This window comes from Lishizhenia tianjinensis (genome assembly GCF_900116425.1).
Classification (GTDB): domain Bacteria; phylum Bacteroidota; class Bacteroidia; order Flavobacteriales_D; family Crocinitomicaceae; genus Lishizhenia; species Lishizhenia tianjinensis.
On the sequence record NZ_FPAS01000003.1, the window covers coordinates 107,244 to 129,107 of the forward strand.

Below are 21,864 nucleotides of genomic sequence, written 5' to 3' on the forward strand. Positions count from 1 at the left end.
ACTAAATAAAGTGTGTTAAAAAAAATTGAAACTTGTTATTAATATATAGATGCGCTCCACCTAATAATAGCTATCTTAAGCAGCTAAAATACCCGAAACCAATATTACATTACATGGAAAATGTCCAGAATCTGTTCGTCGATTTCAAAACCTTAGATGAAAAAGGTGATATTTTCAAACAAATGTTTGATCTCGCAGTTCTTCCCATATTAATTCACGATATGGAAATGAACATCATACGAGTAAATGAAAGTGCTTGCACAGAATTTGGATATACAAAAGAGGAGTTCAAAGCCATCAAAGTTTTTGATTTACACACAGCTGAAGAACTACAACATTCCAATGCCGTTTTAAAAGAGATGGAAACTGAAAATAAACTAACGGTACAAACCGTCTTTCAGCGAAAAGATGGTACTACTTTCCATGCCGAAGCTACGCCTTGTAAATACATTTTAGAAGGCAAGCCCATCATACATGTCTTCATTCAAAACACAGATTATAAAATAAAAGCGATACAAAAACAGCAAGAATTCAATGCCTTTTTAGAACGCACGGTGCATGAAAAAACACAAGAACTACTTGCAAAAAATGTTGAACTGGAGAACTTCGCCTACATCGCATCGCACGATTTAAAAGAACCACTTTTTACCATTACGAGTTTAGTTACCCTGCTGAAAAAACATTTGGGAATAGAAATCGATGAAAAATCAGATCAATTCTTAAACTATCTTCAAAGCTCAAGCAATCGAATGAGAGAAATCATTGACGGGATTTTAGACTACAGTAAATTGGGGCAAAACAGGCAATTAACAGCGGTTAATACAGCGCAGCTCATCCAAAGTATACTCACAGATCTAAACGGTTCTGTAACGCAAAAAGCTGTTCAAATTTCCTACGGAGAGCTACCAACCATAGAGGGTTTAGAAGTAGAATTACGACTGTTATTTCAAAACCTCATCAGTAATGCTATTAAATTTCGCAAAGCAGATATCACCTCAGAGATAAACATTAGTGCCGAACAAAAAGAGGGACAATGGATTTTTTCCATCGCAGACAATGGCATAGGAATTCCACCCAAACATCAGCATGAAATTTTTGCTCTTTTCAAAAGATTGCATTCCAAATCACATTACGAAGGAACGGGAATTGGTTTGGCACATTGTAAAAAGATCGTTCAACTACATCAAGGCGAAATATGGGTAGAATCGAAAGAAAATGAAGGAAGTAGTTTTTATTTTAGTATACCTGTTTAATCCTAAAACTTAAAGATGAAATTCAAACCCAACCTTCTTCTACTATTAGTTTTACTATTGATATTTAGCCCGAATATGGTTAAGGCACAAGACTCATCCACGGTATATTCAGTAGACACCCTTCTCATTGGTGATTGGTATTTAGACCATCAACGCATTACAAGTTTTGAAGAAGACAGCACGCATTATTTTCCACCTTTCCTTTCAGAAATTGCCTTTACCCCAGACTCCATAATCCTTCAAAAAACAGAACCACGAAGATTTTACACACCTTCCACCAAAAGCTTTACCTACGAAATTTCTCATAATGCGCTAACCCTTTATTCATGGCAAACTCACAGAAGAAAAAACAAAAATTCTTCTCGTGTAGAAGAAGCCAACTTCGAAATTTTGCTTTGTACAACAGATCAACTTGTTTTATCCTACTACCTCTTTGACCCTACACCTTTAGGAAACAATTCTTTTAAAATTATTCTAACCTACAAAAGAAAAGCACATCAATCTCTACAAACTCAATTAACCAAAACTTGGTTCACTTGTCTTGATAACCATCCCAAAAACAAGGACACTATTTACTTTACACCAAGTACTCCACCCAACTGTAAGCAAAATACATTGACGTTGGAAATAAACCCATCCAAAGCAAAAATCGCTGAGACATTTGTAACTCATACATCTAATTTTTCTGGAATTATGGATGGAGTATTTCTCTCACACCCTTACATGTTAGAACAAAGAAAGGAGAAAACTTACCTCCATTATTACCGAGCCCAAGAAAATTTAAACCTACAAATAACCACTAGCTACGAAATCGTTTCTTGTACTGCTCAAGAACTCATTTTGTATAAAGTTTATTAGGCAAACGGCTGGGCTATCCTTACAAGTTCAGTGGGTAAAAAGTAGTATAAGGGTCGTTCACAAGCTTCTTTGGTCGCTTTTTCCCTCCTCCTTATACCTTACATTTTCCCTGCCCTCACTTTTCATCCTATCCCGGTTTGAATTTTACTTTTGCTCTTCCTTTTCATTATAGTAAATTTGTGACAGAAATTAACTTGCTGCATGTTCAAACGAATTATTTTAGGAGTGTACACCTTGCTCCTTTGCTTTACTTTAAAGGCCCAAGACTATACGTGGTGGAATGAAACCCATAACTGGGACGGCCATACTCCATGGACCAATTACATCACCACCAACACTGCTCACATGGGGCCAAATGCACTACCAGTACCTGAAGTAAACCAGGGAACAACACGCAAAAAAACAGAATTAAAAGTAGGAACAGATCTACACTTTTCTCCGGGAGATAAAACCCAAAACCCCAATACTTCACTCTACCTTCCACTCTACACCCCTAAAGTTGGATTGCAACTACAAATAGTACCCATAGAATTCTACCAAACCGACACCATCACTAGAGATTTTAGAGCCGCTAGAAATAGATCAGGAAAAGGATATGCCGTTGGAGATTTCTACATCAGCACATTTGTGCAAGTCGTGGAAAACCATAAAACACTACCCGATATTATGCTCTCCATCAATTTAAAAACGGCTTCGGGCAACAAATTTTCTGACGCCCGCTTCACAGATGCTCCCGCCTATTATATGGACCTATCCTTCGGTAAAAACTATACGCTAAATGCATCCAAAAACATCACCTTAAGGCCCTATTTAATGGGTGGTTTTTACGTGTGGCAAATGCGCGGGTTTACACAACCACAAAATGACGCACTGTTGTACGGACTAGGTGCTAAATTAGCAACAGACCACTTCACCTTATTTTCTTCATTGGCAGGTTATCACGGTTACTTAAAGAATGGCGACAGTCCCCTTGTATTCAGGGCTAGTTTTCGTACAAATTTCAAGGGCAGGATAAATTACTCCTTTCGTTATCAAAAAGGAATAAAAGACTTCCCTTTCAACACTTTTTCGCTTAATCTCATTGCTAAATTCAAAGCTCCTCACTAAATCAATTGAATATCGCAATTTATTGCCATGAATATTGACGCTTATCATTTTTCGCTGCTTTCTTTCATGTATCTTTAGGAGGCAGAACCAATGCTATGAAAGACCTTAATTTCATTTTTTTAATTCTGGCCTTATTGGCAGAAATAATAGGAACCATAGGTGGTTTTGGGTCTTCTGTGTTTTTTGTCCCTTTAGGAAATTTCTATTTTGATTACCACTCTGTTTTAGGCTTAACTGCTCTTTTTCATCTATCTAGTAATGTGAGCAAAATCTTTCTTTTTAGAAAGGGATTGGATAAAAAACTACTCATTAACATAGGTGTACCGTCTGTAATTTTCGTGATTTTAGGAGGAGTACTTTCCAAATATGTCGCCTCCAATTACCTACAAATTGTACTGGGTATTTTCTTGGTAGCCTTTAGTTTGTTTTTCATTATTAAACGCAATTTTGCCATTGCCGCCAATAAAAAGAATGCTCTGATCGGGGGTAGCTTTTCTGGACTTTCAGCAGGCCTTCTCGGTACAGGTGGAGCCATAAGAGGATTAACCATGGCAGCCTTTAATTTGGAGAAAAGTGTATTCATCGCCACCTCCGCTTTTATTGATTTTATGATAGATTTCACCCGAACCTTTGTTTACTGGGGAAATGGATACATACACCAACACGATTTAAAATACATTCCTTTTTTATTCATTATTGGTGTTCTCGGCTCCTATTTAGGCAAACGCATTTTGAACTATATTCCTCAAAATAGGTTTAGAATACTTTCATTAAGTTTTGTACTAATTATAGGTATCATTACCTTGATACAAATTCATCTTTAATAGAAAAAGTCCCAACATAGTGCCGGGACTTTCTCTTATCATCTATTAATCTAGGACTTAAAACGTCCTACCTTATTTTCTTCAAAAGTCATTTCTATTTCACCTATCACATCTATATTATCTATGGTAGATGGAATGTTGTATTGATCAGAATCGGCAATTTGGCGCAACAACTTACGCAAGGTTTTTCCCGATCTCGTTTTTGGTAAACGTTGAACGTGCACAACTTTTTTAAAGCTAGCTACAGGACCTATTTCCTTGCGCACTTCGTTAATAATAGCCTTAGAAATTTCCTCCGCACTCTCTGTTACATTAGATTGCAAAACAATTAATCCCAAGGGCTCTTGTCCTTTTAAATCTGAGTGAATTCCGACCACGGCACATTCGGCTATAGCGGGATGTTTGGCCACAATTTCTTCCATTTCTGCTGTAGACAAGCGGTGCCCCGCAACATTAATTACATCGTCTACCCTACCGGTGATAAAGAAATATCCATCTTCATCTTTGTATCCACCATCTCCTGAGAAATAATATCCTGGGAAACGCTCTAAGTAACCTTTTTGATAACGGGTTGGATTTTGCCATAAACTTACCAAATTACCTGGAGGCAAGGGTAATTTCACAGCCACGTAGCCTTCTTCATTGGCACCCAACGCTTCTCCTTCAGCATTTAAAATTTGAATATCATAACCACACACTGGAAAACTAGCAGAGCCCGGCTTCACATCAAACAATTCCAAACCAGCCATATTCGCCAACATGGGCCACCCCGATTCTGTTTGCCACCAATGATCAATAACAGGAATTCCCAATTGCGCCTTTAACCAATGTAAAGTGGCCGCATCACATCGCTCGCCCGCAAGAAAGAAATATTTAAAATGAGAAAGATCATACTTTTGGATAAACTCCCCTTTTGGGTCTTCTTTACGAATAGCGCGTATAGCCGTAGGTGCTGTAAACATCGTTTTTACTTTGTTTTCTTCTATGATGCGCCAAAACGTTGAAGCATCCGGTGTTTTGATGGGCTTTCCTTCAAAAACGATGGTCGTACTGCGGTTAATTAAAGGCGCATATACTATATAACTATGTCCAACCACCCATCCAACATCACTGGCTGCCCAGAAACATTCTCCAGGTTCTACGGCATAAATATTTGTCATAGAGAATTTCAAAGCCGTAGCATAACCTCCCGTATCTCTTATTATTCCTTTAGGTGTACCAGTTGTTCCCGAAGTATACAAGATGTAAGAAGGATGATTGCCCTCCACCGGAACAACTTCAGCAGCTTGAGATTTCTCCACCAATTCTCTGTAATCTATATCTCTGTCTGATCTACTGTAATACACATCCCCCCTGTCGAATATCACCACGTTACTTGGCTTGTGTTCTGCAACATCTATGGCCTTATCCACAAACTCCTTGTAAGGAATCACCTTGTCGATTTCAATTCCATTAGAAGCGCAAATGATGGCCTTGGGTTTACAATCGTTAATACGTATAGCTAATTCGTGCGGAGCAAAACCACCAAAAACAACAGAATGAATGGCGCCTATACGGGCACAGGCTAACATGGCATACACGGCCTGAGGTATCATGGGCATGTAAACAATTACGGTATCTCCTTTTTTGATTCCTAAAGAAAGAAGTCCGCCAGCAAGTCTACTCACCTCATCGTGTAACTCGTTATAACTGATCTCTCTTCTGGTGTCCGTAACAGGAGAATCATATACTATAGCGGTCTGACTTCCAAACCCATCCTCTATGTGTTTATCTATGCACAAATAAGAGAGGTTTAATTTCCCATCAACGAACCACTCATTTTTCAAGGGGTCTTTACCTTTGATGATGGAAGGTTTTTTAAACCAGTGTATTTCATCTGCCTGTTCTTTCCAAAATCCTTCTGGGTTTTCTATACTATATCTATGCGCATCAGTATAGCTTTTCTGCATGGTCTTTATCATTGTTTTATAGTGTTGTAGCCATTGAATATTTAGCCGTATCCAATGCTTCTCAAGATAACAGAAATCGAGTTGACTCCGATTGATAAAAATCACTTCTGGAAGATTATCCTATCCTTTTCTTTTTCGTAAATTGTAAAAAAAGGAAGAACAGGAGGATGTCAACAATCACCGCTGTTCTTACTGAAAAAAAATCGATAAGATGAAAAACAAAGCAACACTCTTATTAAGCTTATTACTCATAAGTCCCCTTAATTTTAGTCAGGAAAGAGAACAAGAAATAATCGTAAAAGACTATTACCCCAATGCCGTTTACGGGTCCCTTGGCATTGGCGGACTCTACTTTACAGCAACCGGTTTTTACGAAAGAACCTTGAGCTATAATGGAAGGTTAAGAACCTTTGCAAAAGTGGGTGTTGGTGGTTATGCCCTTTGGGGGATAGGTGGTGTCTATGGTATGGGGCATTTGGGATTGTTAACAGGTGCGAATAACAATCACCTGGAATTAAGTGCCGGTTACAACCGCTTTTTCACTGGAGACCTTCAAGGAGACTATCCTTTGTCAGGAACAATGGGCTATAGGTTTCAAAAACCAGATGGGTTATTCATATTTAGAACAGGTGTTTCTTTTCCGGAGGCTGTGTACTTAGGTTTAGGCTTTAGTTTTTAAGCAAAGCTAACCATCCGGTAATCTTCCTAGAAATTCTAAACATCCCCTGATTGTGTTTTTCATGTATAATAACATTAGCTATGAAAAATTTTATTTCACTTCTACTTAGCCTTTGCTTTTTACCCCTTCAAGGAAATACACAAATTCCCGAAAAGCAAGCCATTGCCCAAGAATACTATTCCAATGCCTTGTATGGATCTTTGGGATATGGAGGAAAGTACGCTACCGCCAACTCCTATTTTGAACACTGCTTAACCGCGAATGATAAAATCAAAACTTTGGGTAAAATAGGATATGGAGGATATTACACCGTACATGGAACAGGGAGCTATTTATTGGGACACGTAGGACTTTTAACGGGGGCAAAAAATCACCATTTAGAAGCTAGCATAGGTGCAAATTTCTTTTTTGGGGATGCACTTATTGAAGAGATCCCACTGGGCGCAAACCTGGGCTACAGGTTTCAAAAACCACAGGGTATATTTTTACTTAGAACGGGAATTTCTTATCCAGAAGGCGTCTATGTTGGAATTGGAACCTGCTTTTAGGAGGAAGGAACAAAATGTTGTAAATTATAGAGAAATTACTTGAAGCATGAAGACTATAGTTTGTGTTATACTCTCGGTATTTTATACTTTTTGCTTTTCACAAAGCTCTATACAAACACGCAGAGACTCTATTTTTCAACCCCGTGCTTTGTATGCTAATTTAAGTGCAGGTGTCCGCGTTATCTCAAGCATGACAGCATACTATGAATCCACGTTAAGGACAAGAGGAAACTCCAGAACCTATCTTAAGGCTGGCTTGGGTTATTACGCCGTATTTGGGAGAGGAGGAATGCATGTAATCGGCAACCTTGGGTGGTACGGGGGTGGTGTAAAGCACAAAATAGAATGTGGTGGCGGACTTGATTATTTCATCCTGGGAGATCTACAAGGTGCGATTCCTCTTTCAGCATCGCTAGGATATCGTTTTCAAAAACCTCAAAAACGCTTTCTATTCAGGACTGGATTTTCTTATCCCGAAGGAGTTTATATTGGGGCCGGGTATAGATTTTAGACGTTCCCAACTTCAATTTCTTAATTGAAAAGTTAATTTTAACCCTAAGAAAACAACAGGATGAAATCACTAATCCCCCTACTCGTCTTAATTATTACGCTTAATACTTCGGCCCAGAACGAATTGAGTTTTACGATTAATCAGGAAAGAAAACTTTTTGCAAAGATAGACAATCACGTTACGGTTGGTGGAACAGAAGGAATTCAAAAGTTAGGGAAGGTAATTTGTAGTGATTGCGACACTATCTATCAATTTGGAAAAAACACAGTTTATGTTAGACCCAAAAAAACTGGTCGGGTTACGGTAGATTTTATTGTTGAAAACACAAACGATAGAACGGATACTTTATCCTATACATTTATCGTAGAACCCTACCCTGTTCCTTTACTGAATTTAGGTAATGCTGAGCATGGGGATACTTTAAAGGGTATAATTAATAGGATATGGGTTCACCAACCTATTGAATCACCCTTTACAGGAATGAACTATTCTGTTGGCAATATGACCGTCAAGGTTGGTGATACAGTTTTTAATAGCAAAAACAAAGTATTGCCCGAAGCATGTATTCGTTACCTTCAATTATTAAATGATACTACCTTAATTCTAATTTCTGCACATTACAAAGGACCCTTCAGAGAAGAAGGAAATATAAGTTCTACCTTCGTGGCGCCACCCTTTCTACCTACATACATAAGACCAACCGATTCGCGATGTGAGGGAGTCCTAGACGATTTAGACCATTACAAGTTTAGATACTCATTGAAAGTTAACGCTGAGCTATATTGGATTTACAGCATAAAAAGTATGAATACCGAAGATCTTACTCAAATATTGAAACGCTTACAGGGCGACGCAGAAATTGAAACGCTTGAAAACCAATTTGAAGTTAAAATTAGAACTCTAGAATAATCTCTTCCGCCTGGATAGTATGGATAGCCCACAGCAATGAGACCTTTGAAAAACAAGTGGTGCCAGCGACTTAAAGAAGCTGAGCAATGCTTGCTTTTTGAAAAGGTGGAAGGGCGAGGACTAGGAAGGATAGCCAGATTAGCGGCCAAAAAATACGGATACACTTAATAAATACCCCTGCATTAAATGTTGGGATTTCACCTAAACAACTAGGGATTATTTCTATTTTTGAAGGATGCAAAAACAAGAGATGGAAGTAGTTAAAAGTTTTCCGGTGATGGAAGAGTTTTACACCATACAAGGTGAGGGTTCTTACAGTGGTAGAGCAGCTTACTTTGTGCGTTTGGGTGGTTGTGATGTAGGTTGTGTTTGGTGCGATGTGAAGGAAAGTTGGGATGCGGAAAAACATCCTGAAACTCCCGTTGCTGCCTTGCTTGAAAAAATTACTGCAACCAAAACAGACTTTGTGGTTATTACAGGTGGAGAGCCTGCGATGTACGACTTAAGCTATTTTGTTGATGAATTGCACAAACTTGGAATAGAAGTTGCCATAGAAACCTCTGGGTGTTACCCTCTGAAAGGAGACATCGATTGGTACTGTTTTTCTCCAAAAAAATTCAAAGCTCCCGTGGAAGATGCTTACGCAAAAGCCAAAGAATTGAAGGTTGTGATTTTTAATAAATCTGATTTTCAATGGGCCGAAGACCATGCTGCTAAAGTAAATGATGCTTGCAAATTGTACTTACAACCCGAATGGAGCAAAGAGGCGAAAATGTTGCCTTTGATTATAGATTACGTGAAGGAAAATCCGCAGTGGAGAATTTCTTTACAAACGCATAAATACATGCAAATACCTTAAAATGTATGCTTAAAAACTTTTTAATACTCACCTTGCTTTTTGCCTTTACAGCAGCGTGTGGAACGGCACAAATGCAATACAGCAGTAAGGATAAAAAAGCGGTAAAACTTTTTGAAAAAGCCAGAACTGCTCCTGATGCAGAAAAAATTGAAATTTTGAACGATGCCTTGGAAAGGGATCCGAACTTTTTGGAGGCGCACGATTTAATTAGTCAGATTTACGCCGACCAAGGTGAATTTGAAAAATCTGTATACCACGAAAAAGAATTGTTGCGCATTAACCCCGCGCAAAACTTTAACGGTACGCTTTACATATCTATAGCCCAGAAGCAATTTGCTTTAGGAAATTACGAGGATGCGGTGAAATACACAGACATGGTGATTAATTACCCGCGCAGAACTGTGGCCGATGCCGTGATGCAAGAGGCCTACGAATTACAGAAATCGGCAAAATTCTCTATAGAAGCCATAGAAAATGCACGTGCCATTACGCCGATTAATATAGGTCCGGGAATAAATACTGAATACGATGAATATTTCCCAACGATTACCGTAGATGGTAAAGTGATGTTGTTCACTCGTAAAATTCCGGCCAACAACATGATGGGATTTCAGGAAGATTTCTTTGTTTCTGAATTGAGCGATAAGTTTATTTGGCAAATGGCAACAGCTATGCCTCCCAATATTAATTCTCCACTGAATGAAGGGGCTCCTACCCTATCTTCTGATGGAAAGTCTTTGGTCTTTGTAGCCTGTGAATCTCCAGCCGGAATTAAGGATTATGGTCCGACCAAAAAAGGTTATGGTAGATGTGATATGTTCTACACCAAGAAAATTGGGAGTCGTTGGGTGGACCCGATTAACCTTCCCGGTTATGCGAACACATCAAATTGGGAGTCGCAACCTTCTTTATCTTCGGATGGAAAAACGCTCTATTTTGTAAGAAGAACCGGACATGGATACGAGGCAAATTCTGACATCTATGTTACCTACAAAGATGATAAGGGATATTGGTCGAAAGCAGAACGATTGCCGGAAAACATCAACACCCCTTTCCAAGAAACGTCGGTTTTGATACACCCAGATGGTCAGACGCTTTATTTTGCTTCAAATGGTCACACAGGTCTAGGGGGATCTGATATTTTCATGTCCAAAAAGAATCCTGATGGAACGTGGGGAGATCCTGTAAACTTAGGCTACCCTATCAACACAAAAGCCAATGAAAACTCATTATTGGTAAGTGCAGATGGTGAGATTGCCTTTTTTGCATCCGATCGCGACGGTGGACAAGGTGGCTTAGACATCTATTACTTTGAAATGCCAGAAGAGTTGAGACCTACCAAAACCTTGTATTTTGATGGATTTGTGTACGATGCTTCTACCAGAAATCCTTTACCAGGAAAATTTGAGTTAATAGATATAGCCAATGATGAAGTGGTAATTACAGCAGAGGCGGATAAGGTTACAGGAGAATTCTTGGTGGCCCTACCTACCAACAGAAAATACGCATTGAATGTGAGTTACCCGGGTTATGCTTTCTTTTCTAAAAGCTTTGATATGACCTCTGGTGAGGACAATGAAGGTGTACACATGGATGTTCCTATGCACCCCTTGGCGCAAGAAAATGCCATTGTTGAATTAGAGAATGTATTCTTTGATTTGAACAAAACTACGTTGAGGAAAGAATCATTTACAGAGTTAGACAAATTATACAAGTTGTTGGCAGAAAACACAAGTTTGAAAATAGAAATTGGCGGTCATACAGATACACGAGGTGATGCTGCCGACAACCAAAAACTATCAGAAGGTAGAGCGCAAGCTGTTTACGATTATTTAGTAGACAAAGGTATAGCAGCAGAACGCCTAAAGTTTAAAGGCTACGGTGAAACACAGCCAAAAATCTCTGATGAGGAAATTGCTAAATTAGCAACAGATAAGGAGAAAGAAGCTGCCCACCAACAAAACAGAAGAACGGAATATAAAATCATAAAATAATGCACTTCATTAAGCTATTACGTCCGATTAACTTGCTGATTATAGTGGCAACCATGTTTGCTTTAGCCGCTTATTTCGACGCCTATTTTACGCGTTATGAAGGCGAGAGCTTGATGTTTAGTCACACCTTTATTTTACTCGTTGTTTCAACAGTTTTAATTGCAGGTGCAGGTAACATCATCAATGATTATTTCGATGTGGTGGCCGACAGAATTAACCGTCCAGAACGTTTGATCATAGATAAACACATCAAAAGAAGGTGGGCCATCGTTTCACACTGGGTGATTAATGTAATCGCTTTTGCCATTGCAGTTTATTTGAGTATTTACTTTCAGTCATTTTGGTATGTTTTTATTCATTTGGTGAGCATCAACATCCTTTGGTTTTACTCAAGTTATTTTAAACGCACCAAAGTTTTGGGTAATGTTTTGATTGCGCTTTTAACAGCCCTAGTACCGTTTTTAGTGGGGATATTCTACCAACATCAGTTAACTGGCAACCATCCTTTCATCTACCCTTTTGAACCTTTGGGAGATACACATTACTTGATTCTATATATGGCTTTGACACTAGGTTTCTTTGCTTTTTTCTTGAATTTAGCACGAGAAATCATCAAAGATATTGAAGACAAAGAAGGAGATAAAGAGCTACATGCACATACCCTTCCCCTTACAGTTTCAACAAAAAAGACGAAGATCATTAGTACGGTTATCTTGCTGATTCCTGCATTTTTCTCGTGCGCACTTTATTTCATATTAGCGGATATTCAAATCAAATTTATAGATGTTATTCCACTTTTAATATCTGCTTTCTTTGTGATATTGAGTATAATTTGGTTGTGGAAATCGAGTCAGAAAGCCAACTACCACACCACTCATTTATTAATTAAAGTAGCCATGATTTCTGGTTTACTTACTCCATTTTATTGGTTAATTATTGCCTAGTTATGCGCAACAACATCAAAATAATCATAGGTTCAAAATCTCCTCGTCGTCAACAGTTAATTAGCGGTTTGGGATTAGACTTTGAAGTAAGAACAAAAGAAGTTGAAGAAATTTACCCAAAAGATTTACCGGCGCATGAGGTAGCGGAGTTTTTAAGTAAATTAAAGTCTACTCCACTTTTGGAAACTTTGCAAGATGGTGAAGTTTTACTGACCTCAGACACTACCGTTATCATTAACAATACTGTTTTAGGCAAACCCAAAGATTTGAACGAAGCCAAAGCGATGATCGCTTCCTTGAGCAACAACAACCACGAAGTGGTTACCGGAGTTTGTTTGAGTAGTAAGGACAAACAAATAAGCTTTAGTGTGAGCACGCGTGTTTTCTTTAACGAACTCACCGAAGAAGAAATCAATTATTACGTTGAAAAATTCCAACCTTTGGACAAGGCAGGAGCTTACGGTATCCAAGAATGGATAGGTCAGATAGGCGTACAAAAAATAGAAGGTTCTTACTACAACGTAGTAGGTTTACCCATTGCCAGAGTTTGGGCAGAGTTGAAGAAGTTTTAAGTTAGAAAGGATTGTTATCGTTTGTTGTAATTTGAAAGATTTGTCTCTCGGCTGCCGCTCGAGAACCTAAGTTGCAACTTTAAAATTTTACACCTCTTCCACACTCACTTCTCTCCTCCTTACTCAAAACTCAAACTCAAAACTCTTATATTTACCCCCTTATAAATCTAGTATATGCAAAAAGGAGATAAGAAAACCATACGCGGTTGGGTGTTTTACGATTAGGCCAACTCTGTTTACAACTTAGTAATCTCAAGTGCGATTTTCCCTATTTTCTATAGCAACGTAACCAAGAATACATATTTGGAACGCTTTCCGGAAAGAGATGAATTGTTACCTGGAGAAAAAGTAATGGTTGATTTCTTTGGAATGGATGTGGAAAATCAATTGTTGATTACCTACATTTTGAGCTTCTCTTTCTTGGTTGTTTCTGTGTTATCTCCCCTACTTTCAGGAATTGCCGATGTAGTAGGGAGCAAAAAACGTTTCTTACAATTCTTCTGTTACTTGGGGTCTTTTGCATGTATGGGCCTCTACTTTTTTAACCAAAATATTTCGTTAGGAATGATTTCCATCTTCCTAGCAAGCATAGGTTTCTGGAACTCTTTGGTATTCTACAACGCTTATTTGCCTGAAATTGCAGAGCCAAAAGACCACGATAAAATCTCAGCTCGAGGTTTCTCCATGGGTTACTTTGGTGCCATGATTTTGCTGATACTTTCTTTGTACATGATCATGTCTTCTGATGAGACGAATGGACTCTACAATGTATCCATTGCTTCTTGGTGGAGGGTAGAATATTCTTTCATCGGCGTGGGTATTTGGTGGTTAGGATTTAGTCAAATTACCTTTAAAGCCTTGCCTTTAAACGTTTACAACCGCAAGAAAGAAAAAGGATATATCTGGAAAGGTTTTCAAGAATTAAAAGTTGTTTTTCAAGAGTTTAGAAAGACCAAACGTTTGAAAAGATTTTTGATGTCTTTCTTCTTTTTCAACACAGGTGTACAAACAGTAATGTTAATGGCCGTTTATTTTGCCAAAGAAGAAATTGAATGGGGTCCAGGCGGTGGAGACACAGGACTCATTGTTTCTATTTTATTGATACAAATCTTGGCCGCTGTTGGAGCTTTTGTAATGTCTCGCGCTTCTGGTCTTTTAGGAAACATCAACACTTTAAAAATAGTGGTTGCACTATGGTTTGTACTTTGTGTAGTGGCTTACTTCATTACCACACCGGTAGAATTCTACTTACTAGCAGCAGGAGTTGGATTAGTTATGGGAGGTGTGCAAGCCTTGGCACGTTCTACTTATTCCAAGTTTTTACCTGAAACAAAAGACCATGCTTCTTACTTTTCTTTTTATGATTCTACAGAAAAAATTGGAATTGTACTGGGGACTTTCTTTTGGGGATTGGTGTATGGAATCACGGGAGATTTAAGAGACTCTGTGATCTCTATTACCATCTTCTTTGCCTTGGGTATGATATTTTTGTTTTTTGTTCCACAGAAAGAGAAGGAAGCTTAAGGGCTCTGAAATTTACTTCTTCTTCTATTTTTTAAATTTTTAAATAAACGACCTCGGTCGTTGGTCAAATTTTTAAATAAAATTGAACTCATTTTTGGAGCGAATAAACTATATTTGTCCCCAATGGAAAAGCAAGTCATTCTCAATTCTAAGCATTTCGAATTAACGCTTAACAGACTTTGTTATCAACTCATTGAAAGTCATAACGATTTCTCAAATTCTGTATTAATTGGACTTCAGCCAAGAGGCGTAAAAGTTCTGGATAGATTAAAGGCGATGTTGGAAAACATCACAGGTCATTCTATTGCCTGTGGAACGTTGGACATCACTTTTTACCGAGATGACTTTAGAAGAAGAGAAAGACCTCCCATCCCAAGTGCTACCAATATCGACTTCTCAATAGAAAACAAACGCATCGTATTGATTGATGATGTTTTGTACACAGGAAGAACGATCAGATCTGGTTTAGATGCCCTTTTGGCTTTTGGTAGACCAAGTGAAGTTGAACTGCTTACATTAGTTGACAGAAGATTTAAACGTCACTTACCTATACAGGCTGACTATGTAGGTAAAACGGTTGACACACTTATTTCTGAGCGTGTTTCTGTTGAATGGAAAGAGATAGAAGGAGAAGACAAAGTAGTACTATATACACCGAACAATAATGGATAATCTTAGTGTAGACCATCTTACTGGAATAAAAGACTTAACCCCTCGTGACATTGAAATCATATTCGAAACGGCGGATAGTTTTAAGGAAGTGATCAACAGACCGATCAAAAAAGTTCCTTCATTAAGAGATATTACGATTGCCAATTTATTTTTTGAAAACTCAACGCGTACGCGTCTTTCTTTTGAGTTGGCGGAGAAAAGATTATCTGCGGATGTAGTGAACTTTAGTGCAGCATCCTCTTCTGTAAAGAAGGGTGAAACTTTGGTAGATACGGTAAACAACATTTTGTCGATGAAAGTAGACATGGTTGTGATGCGTCACCCCAACCCGGGAGCTGCCAAATTCTTATCAGAAAGAATCAATGCACGTGTAGTTAATGCCGGTGACGGAACACACGAGCACCCAACACAAGCTTTATTAGATTCTTACTCTATTCGAGAAAAACTAGGAAGTGTTGCGGGTAAAAAAGTAGTTATCGTTGGAGATATTTTACATTCGCGTGTTGCTTTGTCTAACATCTACGCCCTGCAAAAGCAAGGTGCTGAAGTTATGGTTTGTGGTCCTACAACCCTTATCCCAAAATACATTGGAGAATTAGGTGTAAAAGTAGAGCACAACTTGCGCAAAGCTTTAGAATGGTGTGATGTTGCCAACATGTTGCGTATACAATTAGAAAGACAGGACATTAAATATTTCCCTTCATTAAGAGAATACTCTATGTTGTTTGGATTGAACAAGGAGCTGTTGGATTCTCTTTCAAAGGAGATCGTTGTGATGCACCCTGGTCCTATCAACAGAGGAGTTGAAATCACATCAGACGTTGCAGACAGCAAGCAATCTATCATCTTAAACCAGGTAGAAAATGGTGTTGCTGTTCGTATGGCTGTAATCTATTTATTGGCCTCGAAAATTGAACGTTAAGAATAGCCTCTTTACTAATTAAGAAAATTATTACATTTACCGAAAGCTAAAACACATATGAACTTCGAAACTGCAGATTTTGATAACTATTCCGTAATTACCGCTAAGGTAGATAAGTTGAATGCCAGCAATGCGCCCGAGTTGAAAAGCGTATTGGTAAAAATCAATAACGACAGTGTCAACAACATGATTATTGATTTAAGCGCTACAAAATACTGTGATTCTTCAGGTTTAACTGCTATTCTTACAGCGAATAGATTGTGTAAAAATGGAAGTGGAAAATTCATCCTTTGTGGTTTAAATGAAGCGGTAATGAAGATGATTTCTATCGCTCAATTAGACAGAGTATTTACCATTGTTGAAGATTTACCAGAAGCTCAAATTAAGATAAACGCATAAGCCTATGCGTTTTGAAGTAACTGTTTTAGGCTCAGGAGCAGCCGTTCCTACCCTTGAAAGAGGCGCAACTTCACACTATGTAAACTGCAACGAACGCCACATTTTAATTGATTGTGGAGAAGGTACGCAGCTACAAATGCGTAAATACAAGGTTCGCTTACAAAAAATCAGTCATATTTGTATTAGCCACCTACACGGAGACCATTTCTTTGGTTTAGTAGGCTATTTATCTACCTTACAACTGTTGGGGAGAAATGAAGGATTGACGATTTACGGTCCGGAAGGATTGGAAAAACTCATCAGACAACAACTAGAAATAGGTGGAGCTCACTTGAATTTCAACGTTAAATTCGTCACCACCAATCCCAAAGAATCAGAACTCCTTTTCGAAGATAAATTAATAGAGATTCGTTCTATTCCTTTAAAACACAAGGTCCCAACTACAGGTTTTTTAATTAAAGAGAAACCAAAAGAAAGAAACTTGATCAAAGAAGAGTTTGATAAAACAGGCCTGAGTGTAGCCTATATTCCTAAACTTCGACAAGGAAAAGATGTAGAAAAAGAAGATGGAACTATCGTTAGAGCTGAAGACGTTACCCTTCCTCCAAAACGCACAAGAGCCTATGCTTTTTGCTCAGATACAGCCTACAAAGAAGATATAGTTCCATTGATTAAAGGGGTCGATTTATTGTATCATGAGGCGACTTTCACCAAAGATAAAATAGAACGTGCCAAAGCAACCAAACATTCTACAACCGAACAAGCTGCTACGATTGCCAAAATGGCCGAAGTAAGAAAATTAATTGTGGGTCACTTGTCTGCACGTTACAAAACCGTAGAAAAACATGAAGCTGAAACGCAAGCCATTTTTGAAAACACGCAAGTGGTAAATGATGGAGATAACTTCATCATCTACTAGAATTTACTCAGCTTTTCCCGCCTCAGTAGCTTTACGTACAGAACCATGTTTCAACAATAATTCTTTCGCTGCATCGTAAGCTATATTCAAGTTGTTAGAGACCATACGCGCTCCTCTATCTACTAACTTATCGTTGCTCAATTGCATGTCCACCATTTTGTTTCCTTTAACGTGACCCAATTTAATCATCACGCTTGTAGAAATCATATTCAAGACTAATTTTTGAGCCGTTCCAGATTTCATACGCGTACTCCCTGTTACGAATTCTGGTCCAACCACTGGCACCATAGCATGTTGGGCTATCTCAGCCATTTTGCTTCCTGGATTACAGGTAATCGCTCCGGTTACTGCTCCTATTTCATTAGCAGCTTTCAAACCACCTATCACATAAGGTGTAGAACCTGAAGCGGCAATTCCTACCAAAGTATCTTGTGCCGTAAACTTGTATTCTTTCAAGTCTTTCCATGCTTGATTTACATCGTCTTCGGCAAACTCTACTGCTTTTCGAATGGCAGTATCTCCACCAGCAATAATTCCGATTACCGTATTGAAATCAACACCAAAGGTTGGCGGACATTCAGAAGCATCTACCACACCTAAACGACCACTGGTTCCGGCACCGATGTAAAACAACCTCCCTCCTGCTTTCATCTTCTCGGCACAAGACTCTACAAATTCAGAAATTTCTGGAATCACCTTTTCTACTGCCAAAGCAACTTTTTGGTCTTCCTTATTCATGTTCACCAACAATTCTGAAGTGCTCATTTTCTCCAAATCGTTGTACAAACTATCGCTTTCTGTAATCTTGCTCATACCTTGAATTTTGGGCCAATTTACAAAAGTTCCGGTCATGTCAAATTTGTAACGTTTAAATAAATAAACATCTCAGTATGAAGAACTCCTTGACTATCGTTTCAAGTTTTAGTGATTTATGTGCATTTTTGCACAACAAAACCATTTTTCTGTTAAAATGAGATTTTATCTACTTGTATTTGCGTTAGTTACCCTGCAGTCTGTTTTTGGTCAAGTTCAAGACAGTACGCAAACGGTAAAAGTGTTTATTGACTGTCCTGGATGTGATAAAAATTACTTCCGTTCGAATTTACCTTATGCCACATTGGTAAGAGATAGGTACGTAGCAGATTGTCATATACAATTCTTCTCTCAACGCACAGGTTCAGGTGGCTCTAAATATGAGTTCCATTTTATTGGCTTAAACAAATACAGCAGCATAGTAGATACCATTCATTTTTCTGTACCCAACAATACCACAGCCCACGAGTTAAGAGAAAAGCAATTGCATTATTTAAAAATTGGATTGGTTAGTTTTTGGATTAAAAACAACACTACCGATCACATCGCAGTTCTTTTACAAAACAGTCCAGTAAAGGAAGAAAAGCCAAAAGACAAGTGGAAAAACTGGGTCTTTTCTATTAACACGAGTATTTACACGGATGGACAAGCCTCCTACACAAACTTCAGCAATAACAATTCTATTTCGGCCGAGCGAGTTAGAGAACAAGACAGAATTGACGTTGGAGGATGGTACAATTACCAACGTAAAAAATACATCCTGAATGATCCAGACACGATAGTTTACAACATTCAAAAATCCAATGCAGTAGATTTAACCTACACGCGTGCTTTGGGTAAAAAGCTCTCTGCTGGTGCCTTCACCAATGCTGGTTCTTCCATTTACAACAATTATGATTTCTACGGAACGCTAAAAGGTGCACTGGAATACAACATTTATGATTATGCAGAGTCTAACAACAAACAAATTCGTTTAGGTTATAAATTAGGTCCGCGTTTTAACGATTATATAGATACAACGGTTCACAACCAAATTGAAGAATTGCTATGGCAGCAAACGCTTAGTACCGACATGAAATTTAAAAAGCCTTGGGGAAACATTAGTTACTCTGTGAGCTGGAACAATTACATGAACGATATACAGCTCAATTCTTTAAACAACTGGGTTAGTTTAAACATTCGAGTATTCAAAGGACTCAGCTGGCGTATGAGTGGTAGTTTTAGAATCATTAAAGACCAAGTGAACTTAGAACGTGGTGAAGCCAGTTACGAAGAAGTACTCTTGCAACAAACCCAATTGGCAACAGCCTACAATTATTGGTTAAGTACAGGTTTGAGCTTCACCTTCGGAAGCATCTACAACGATGTAGTTAACCCAAGATTTGGTTATTAATAACTTACCGTTAAATCAATCAAATTATCCCTTAAGAGTTTATTCAAAAAATGGAAAGACTTCTATTGTATATTTGAGTTATACACAACGAATATCTGTAGTAAGTAATTTTCGTTTGTTTTTGGTTTTTAGTACATAGTAGTGCTTTTCCTGATTTGAATCTTGTATCGCTCAACATTCAGATCAGGTTTTTTTATGCCCTATTATTTCACAAAAAAAACGTCTGCATGGCAACACAGACGTTTGATTATTTGAGACAAGTATAGCAAGCAATAAGCTAAGGACTTATTGTTCCGATAATTCGATTGAAGGGGTAAATTAACCCACCATTTTGTAACGCTTAAAGAAAGCGTCCCAGTTCCAAACAAAACTATCCATTACCTCATCCATTCTTTTAAGGAACAAGGGGTTTGGACATTTCATTTTTTTAAAGTATCCATCCTGATAATCATTCAATTGATACTTATGGAACATACCCTTACTCATGGCATAGTGCATGTTTTTAGAGGGATGATTTACACGCGCCATAAACTTCTTGTAGTTGTTCAAGTGCTCATCAAAAACATCCTTCGTCATTCCAAAAATATCTGCAAACTTTTCTTTGATTAAGTTTTCCAAATCCGCACATTGCTGTGCATCGAAATGATCACTTAAAAAGCTCAAGTTGGCTACGATTACGATCATCGTAAAATGACCATCAGAATAATTCTCTAAATTAGGAACTGTAACAAATGCAGGGTCTTCTTTGATGAGCTCTACAACTTCATCAAAACCTTTATCCACACAATCCAGCATGGCATTAACAAATACATTTGCTAACTGCTCGTCTGAAAGTTTTCTTCTGAAAAGTGTTTTTAACATTGTGCTACGTTTACCTACGATTAAGACAAAGTTAAAGAAGAATGAAGCCTTTAAAATAAGGGGTTCCGCAACTTTATTAACGAAGTTATTAACAACTCCAAACGTTTATAACACGTTTTCTGTGTATAAGCCTAAAACCTCTTGAAAGCACTTTTCACCTTTGATAGAAAAAAACTAGGCACTTCATCACCGAATGACTTATTTTTAACACAAAATACTCACAACACAGCTTGAACATGAAAGCAAGAAACATCGTCCTTATTATCCTTGGATTATTACTAGTCGTTCTTATTTACGGACCCATACTTAGTAAAGGACAAGGGCCAAAAACCAAAACAAACACAGAATCGGCAACGATAGTACCTGTGATTAAGGCAAAAAACCAAACCGCTCAGGTAGATTTTGAAGCCTATGGTCAAGTTACCCCCTACACCGAGATCAATGTCGTATTCGAAGTTCAGGGAAAACTATTGCAAGGAGATAAAAAGTTAAAGCCCGGACATAGTTTTAAGAAAGGAAGTGTTTTGTACAGCGTTGATCAATCGGAAGAATTGTACGCCATTTACGCCCGTCGCTCTTCTTTCAACGCAATGTTGGTGAATTTAATGGCTGACATTGAATTAGACTTTCCGCAAGAATTAGAAAAATGGAAAAATTTCATTCGCCAAATAGACGATAGAAAAAACCTTCCAGAGCTGCCATCTTTCAACTCAGATAAAGAAAAACGTTTCATTAACAGCAGAAATATTGCTACAGAATACTACAGCATTAAATCGGCCGAAACTCGTTTAAGCAAATACATTTACCGCGCACCTTTTGATGGTACTATAGTTGAAACTTATGCCGAGGAAGGATCTTATGTTTCACCGGCAACTAGTATTGCTAAAATTGTGAAGACAGGAGACTACGAAGTTAAGGTCCCGATTAAAAAGGAAGAGTTAAATCACTTTACAAATGCTCAACAACTATGGTTCTTGGCTCCTAATAAAGACACTGTTGGTACGGGGAAAATTATTAGAACCTCAAACGTGGTGAACCAACAAACACAAAGTATAGACACTTACCTTTCTATAACGCCTATAAACGGACACAAAGTTTACCAAGGAGATTTCTTAAATCTATCCTGTGCAGAAAAATTAGAAATGCAGACCGTTACACTTCCCCACACTGCAGTTGTAGACAATAACATTCAAATTTTGGAAGACAGTTTATTGCAAACGGTGAACGTTAGAAATATGGGGTATAAAGGAGACAGTTTACTCATTGCGGGTATTCCGGAAAATGCTCAAGTACTTTGCTCTTTCCTTCAAAACGCAAGTACTGAAACGAAATACGAAGCTGTAGAAAAATAAGT

At 38.1% G+C, this 21,864-nt stretch carries 21 protein-coding genes and 1 pseudogene; 19 read left to right on the forward strand and 3 right to left on the reverse strand.

The window, feature by feature from the left end:
• Positions 1-113: 113 nt before the first annotated feature.
• The 4 genes from BM327_RS10215 (at position 114) to BM327_RS10230 (ending at position 4,042) form a co-directional block, all read left to right on the forward strand.
• Positions 114-1,253 carry a sensor histidine kinase gene (locus BM327_RS10215; RefSeq protein ID WP_090249112.1) on the forward strand — a complete coding sequence of 380 codons (1,140 nt, stop codon included), beginning with the start codon at positions 114-116 and terminating at the stop codon, positions 1,251-1,253.
• 15 nt (positions 1,254-1,268) lie between these two features.
• Positions 1,269-2,111 carry a hypothetical protein gene (locus BM327_RS10220; protein ID WP_139230333.1) on the forward strand — a complete coding sequence of 281 codons (843 nt, stop codon included), beginning with the start codon at positions 1,269-1,271 and terminating at the stop codon, positions 2,109-2,111.
• Between the two features lie 201 nt (positions 2,112-2,312).
• On the forward strand, positions 2,313-3,218 hold the full coding sequence (locus tag BM327_RS10225) for a hypothetical protein (protein ID WP_090249116.1): 906 nt from the start codon (positions 2,313-2,315) through the stop codon (positions 3,216-3,218).
• Between the two features lie 95 nt (positions 3,219-3,313).
• A complete protein-coding gene (locus BM327_RS10230) occupies positions 3,314-4,042 on the forward strand; it encodes a sulfite exporter TauE/SafE family protein (RefSeq protein WP_090249117.1) in 729 nt (242 codons plus the stop codon).
• Between the two features lie 50 nt (positions 4,043-4,092).
• On the opposite strand, the gene BM327_RS10235 is transcribed toward BM327_RS10230, so the two are convergent.
• Positions 4,093-6,003, reverse strand: coding sequence for an acetate--CoA ligase (locus BM327_RS10235; protein WP_090249119.1), 1,911 nt, complete (start codon positions 6,001-6,003; stop codon positions 4,093-4,095).
• Between the two features lie 199 nt (positions 6,004-6,202).
• On the opposite strand from BM327_RS10235, the gene BM327_RS10240 reads away from it, so the two are divergent.
• The 13 genes and pseudogenes from BM327_RS10240 (at position 6,203) to BM327_RS10300 (ending at position 17,443) form a co-directional block, all read left to right on the forward strand.
• Complete coding sequence (locus tag BM327_RS10240) at positions 6,203-6,670, forward strand: hypothetical protein (protein ID WP_090249121.1); 468 nt, start codon at positions 6,203-6,205, stop codon at positions 6,668-6,670.
• A gap of 80 nt (positions 6,671-6,750) precedes the next feature.
• Complete coding sequence (locus BM327_RS10245; protein ID WP_090249123.1) at positions 6,751-7,218, forward strand: hypothetical protein; 468 nt, start codon at positions 6,751-6,753, stop codon at positions 7,216-7,218.
• A 190-nt stretch (positions 7,219-7,408) separates the two neighbouring features.
• Positions 7,409-7,729 carry a hypothetical protein gene (locus BM327_RS10250; protein ID WP_090249125.1) on the forward strand — a complete coding sequence of 107 codons (321 nt, stop codon included), beginning with the start codon at positions 7,409-7,411 and terminating at the stop codon, positions 7,727-7,729.
• A gap of 60 nt (positions 7,730-7,789) precedes the next feature.
• A complete protein-coding gene (locus tag BM327_RS10255) occupies positions 7,790-8,638 on the forward strand; it encodes a hypothetical protein (RefSeq protein ID WP_090249127.1) in 849 nt (282 codons plus the stop codon).
• Between the two features lie 250 nt (positions 8,639-8,888).
• Positions 8,889-9,497, forward strand: a complete 609-nt coding sequence (locus BM327_RS10260) for a 7-carboxy-7-deazaguanine synthase QueE (protein WP_244526212.1) — start codon at positions 8,889-8,891, stop codon at positions 9,495-9,497.
• Between the two features lie 5 nt (positions 9,498-9,502).
• The gene (locus tag BM327_RS10265; protein ID WP_090249129.1) at positions 9,503-11,491 is read left to right on the forward strand and encodes an OmpA family protein; all 1,989 of its coding nucleotides are present in this window, start codon (positions 9,503-9,505) and stop codon (positions 11,489-11,491) included.
• The gene (locus tag BM327_RS10270) at positions 11,491-12,435 is read left to right on the forward strand and encodes a geranylgeranylglycerol-phosphate geranylgeranyltransferase (RefSeq protein WP_090249131.1); all 945 of its coding nucleotides are present in this window, start codon (positions 11,491-11,493) and stop codon (positions 12,433-12,435) included. The genes BM327_RS10265 and BM327_RS10270 overlap by 1 nt, the downstream gene beginning before the upstream one ends.
• Positions 12,436-12,437: 2 nt before the next feature.
• On the forward strand, positions 12,438-13,007 hold the full coding sequence (locus BM327_RS10275) for a Maf family nucleotide pyrophosphatase (RefSeq protein ID WP_170853735.1): 570 nt from the start codon (positions 12,438-12,440) through the stop codon (positions 13,005-13,007).
• A 237-nt stretch (positions 13,008-13,244) separates the two neighbouring features.
• Positions 13,245-14,531, forward strand: a pseudogene (locus BM327_RS10280) (MFS transporter); the annotation flags it as partial.
• Between the two features lie 123 nt (positions 14,532-14,654).
• The gene (gene pyrR, locus BM327_RS10285; protein ID WP_090249133.1) at positions 14,655-15,203 is read left to right on the forward strand and encodes a bifunctional pyr operon transcriptional regulator/uracil phosphoribosyltransferase PyrR; all 549 of its coding nucleotides are present in this window, start codon (positions 14,655-14,657) and stop codon (positions 15,201-15,203) included.
• Positions 15,196-16,125, forward strand: a complete 930-nt coding sequence (locus BM327_RS10290; RefSeq protein WP_090249135.1) for an aspartate carbamoyltransferase catalytic subunit — start codon at positions 15,196-15,198, stop codon at positions 16,123-16,125. Before pyrR ends, BM327_RS10290 begins: the two co-directional genes overlap by 8 nt.
• Positions 16,126-16,182: 57 nt before the next feature.
• Positions 16,183-16,524, forward strand: coding sequence for an STAS domain-containing protein (locus BM327_RS10295; RefSeq protein WP_090249138.1), 342 nt, complete (start codon positions 16,183-16,185; stop codon positions 16,522-16,524).
• Between the two features lie 4 nt (positions 16,525-16,528).
• Entirely contained in the window at positions 16,529-17,443 is a 915-nt protein-coding gene (locus BM327_RS10300; RefSeq protein WP_090249140.1) for a ribonuclease Z, read from the forward strand.
• A gap of 3 nt (positions 17,444-17,446) precedes the next feature.
• On the opposite strand, the gene murQ is transcribed toward BM327_RS10300, so the two are convergent.
• Positions 17,447-18,256 (reverse strand): N-acetylmuramic acid 6-phosphate etherase, encoded by an 810-nt coding sequence (gene murQ / locus BM327_RS10305; protein WP_090249888.1) that lies wholly within the window; start codon positions 18,254-18,256, stop codon positions 17,447-17,449.
• A 157-nt stretch (positions 18,257-18,413) separates the two neighbouring features.
• Here murQ and BM327_RS10310 point away from each other — a divergent pair, with 157 nt between their 5' ends.
• Positions 18,414-19,649, forward strand: coding sequence for a hypothetical protein (locus BM327_RS10310; protein ID WP_090249141.1), 1,236 nt, complete (start codon positions 18,414-18,416; stop codon positions 19,647-19,649).
• Between the two features lie 318 nt (positions 19,650-19,967).
• Here the strand turns inward: BM327_RS10310 and BM327_RS10315 are convergent, their stop codons facing one another.
• Entirely contained in the window at positions 19,968-20,510 is a 543-nt protein-coding gene (locus BM327_RS10315; RefSeq protein ID WP_090249143.1) for a hypothetical protein, read from the reverse strand.
• A 236-nt stretch (positions 20,511-20,746) separates the two neighbouring features.
• On the opposite strand from BM327_RS10315, the gene BM327_RS10320 reads away from it, so the two are divergent.
• Complete coding sequence (locus BM327_RS10320; RefSeq protein ID WP_090249145.1) at positions 20,747-21,862, forward strand: efflux RND transporter periplasmic adaptor subunit; 1,116 nt, start codon at positions 20,747-20,749, stop codon at positions 21,860-21,862.
• The last annotated feature ends 2 nt before the right edge of the window (positions 21,863-21,864 follow it).

Excerpts from the sequence above, each read along its gene's own strand:
- BM327_RS10215 (WP_090249112.1), top strand. The coding sequence starts at position 114 with ATGGAAAATGTCCAGAATCTGTTCGTCGATTTCAAAACCTTAGATGAA.
- BM327_RS10220 (WP_139230333.1), top strand. The coding sequence starts at position 1,269 with ATGAAATTCAAACCCAACCTTCTTCTACTATTAGTTTTACTATTGATA.
- BM327_RS10225 (WP_090249116.1), top strand. The coding sequence starts at position 2,313 with ATGTTCAAACGAATTATTTTAGGAGTGTACACCTTGCTCCTTTGCTTT.
- BM327_RS10230 (WP_090249117.1), top strand. The coding sequence starts at position 3,314 with ATGAAAGACCTTAATTTCATTTTTTTAATTCTGGCCTTATTGGCAGAA.
- BM327_RS10235 (WP_090249119.1), bottom strand. The coding sequence starts at position 6,003 with ATGATAAAGACCATGCAGAAAAGCTATACTGATGCGCATAGATATAGT.
- BM327_RS10240 (WP_090249121.1), top strand. The coding sequence starts at position 6,203 with ATGAAAAACAAAGCAACACTCTTATTAAGCTTATTACTCATAAGTCCC.
- BM327_RS10245 (WP_090249123.1), top strand. The coding sequence starts at position 6,751 with ATGAAAAATTTTATTTCACTTCTACTTAGCCTTTGCTTTTTACCCCTT.
- BM327_RS10250 (WP_090249125.1), top strand. The coding sequence starts at position 7,409 with ATGACAGCATACTATGAATCCACGTTAAGGACAAGAGGAAACTCCAGA.
- BM327_RS10255 (WP_090249127.1), top strand. The coding sequence starts at position 7,790 with ATGAAATCACTAATCCCCCTACTCGTCTTAATTATTACGCTTAATACT.
- BM327_RS10260 (WP_244526212.1), top strand. The coding sequence starts at position 8,889 with ATGGAAGTAGTTAAAAGTTTTCCGGTGATGGAAGAGTTTTACACCATA.
- BM327_RS10265 (WP_090249129.1), top strand. The coding sequence starts at position 9,503 with ATGCTTAAAAACTTTTTAATACTCACCTTGCTTTTTGCCTTTACAGCA.
- BM327_RS10270 (WP_090249131.1), top strand. The coding sequence starts at position 11,491 with ATGCACTTCATTAAGCTATTACGTCCGATTAACTTGCTGATTATAGTG.
- BM327_RS10275 (WP_170853735.1), top strand. The coding sequence starts at position 12,438 with ATGCGCAACAACATCAAAATAATCATAGGTTCAAAATCTCCTCGTCGT.
- pyrR (WP_090249133.1), top strand. The coding sequence starts at position 14,655 with ATGGAAAAGCAAGTCATTCTCAATTCTAAGCATTTCGAATTAACGCTT.
- BM327_RS10290 (WP_090249135.1), top strand. The coding sequence starts at position 15,196 with ATGGATAATCTTAGTGTAGACCATCTTACTGGAATAAAAGACTTAACC.
- BM327_RS10295 (WP_090249138.1), top strand. The coding sequence starts at position 16,183 with ATGAACTTCGAAACTGCAGATTTTGATAACTATTCCGTAATTACCGCT.
- BM327_RS10300 (WP_090249140.1), top strand. The coding sequence starts at position 16,529 with ATGCGTTTTGAAGTAACTGTTTTAGGCTCAGGAGCAGCCGTTCCTACC.
- murQ (WP_090249888.1), bottom strand. The coding sequence starts at position 18,256 with ATGAGCAAGATTACAGAAAGCGATAGTTTGTACAACGATTTGGAGAAA.
- BM327_RS10310 (WP_090249141.1), top strand. The coding sequence starts at position 18,414 with ATGAGATTTTATCTACTTGTATTTGCGTTAGTTACCCTGCAGTCTGTT.
- BM327_RS10315 (WP_090249143.1), bottom strand. The coding sequence starts at position 20,510 with ATGTTAAAAACACTTTTCAGAAGAAAACTTTCAGACGAGCAGTTAGCA.
- BM327_RS10320 (WP_090249145.1), top strand. The coding sequence starts at position 20,747 with ATGAAAGCAAGAAACATCGTCCTTATTATCCTTGGATTATTACTAGTC.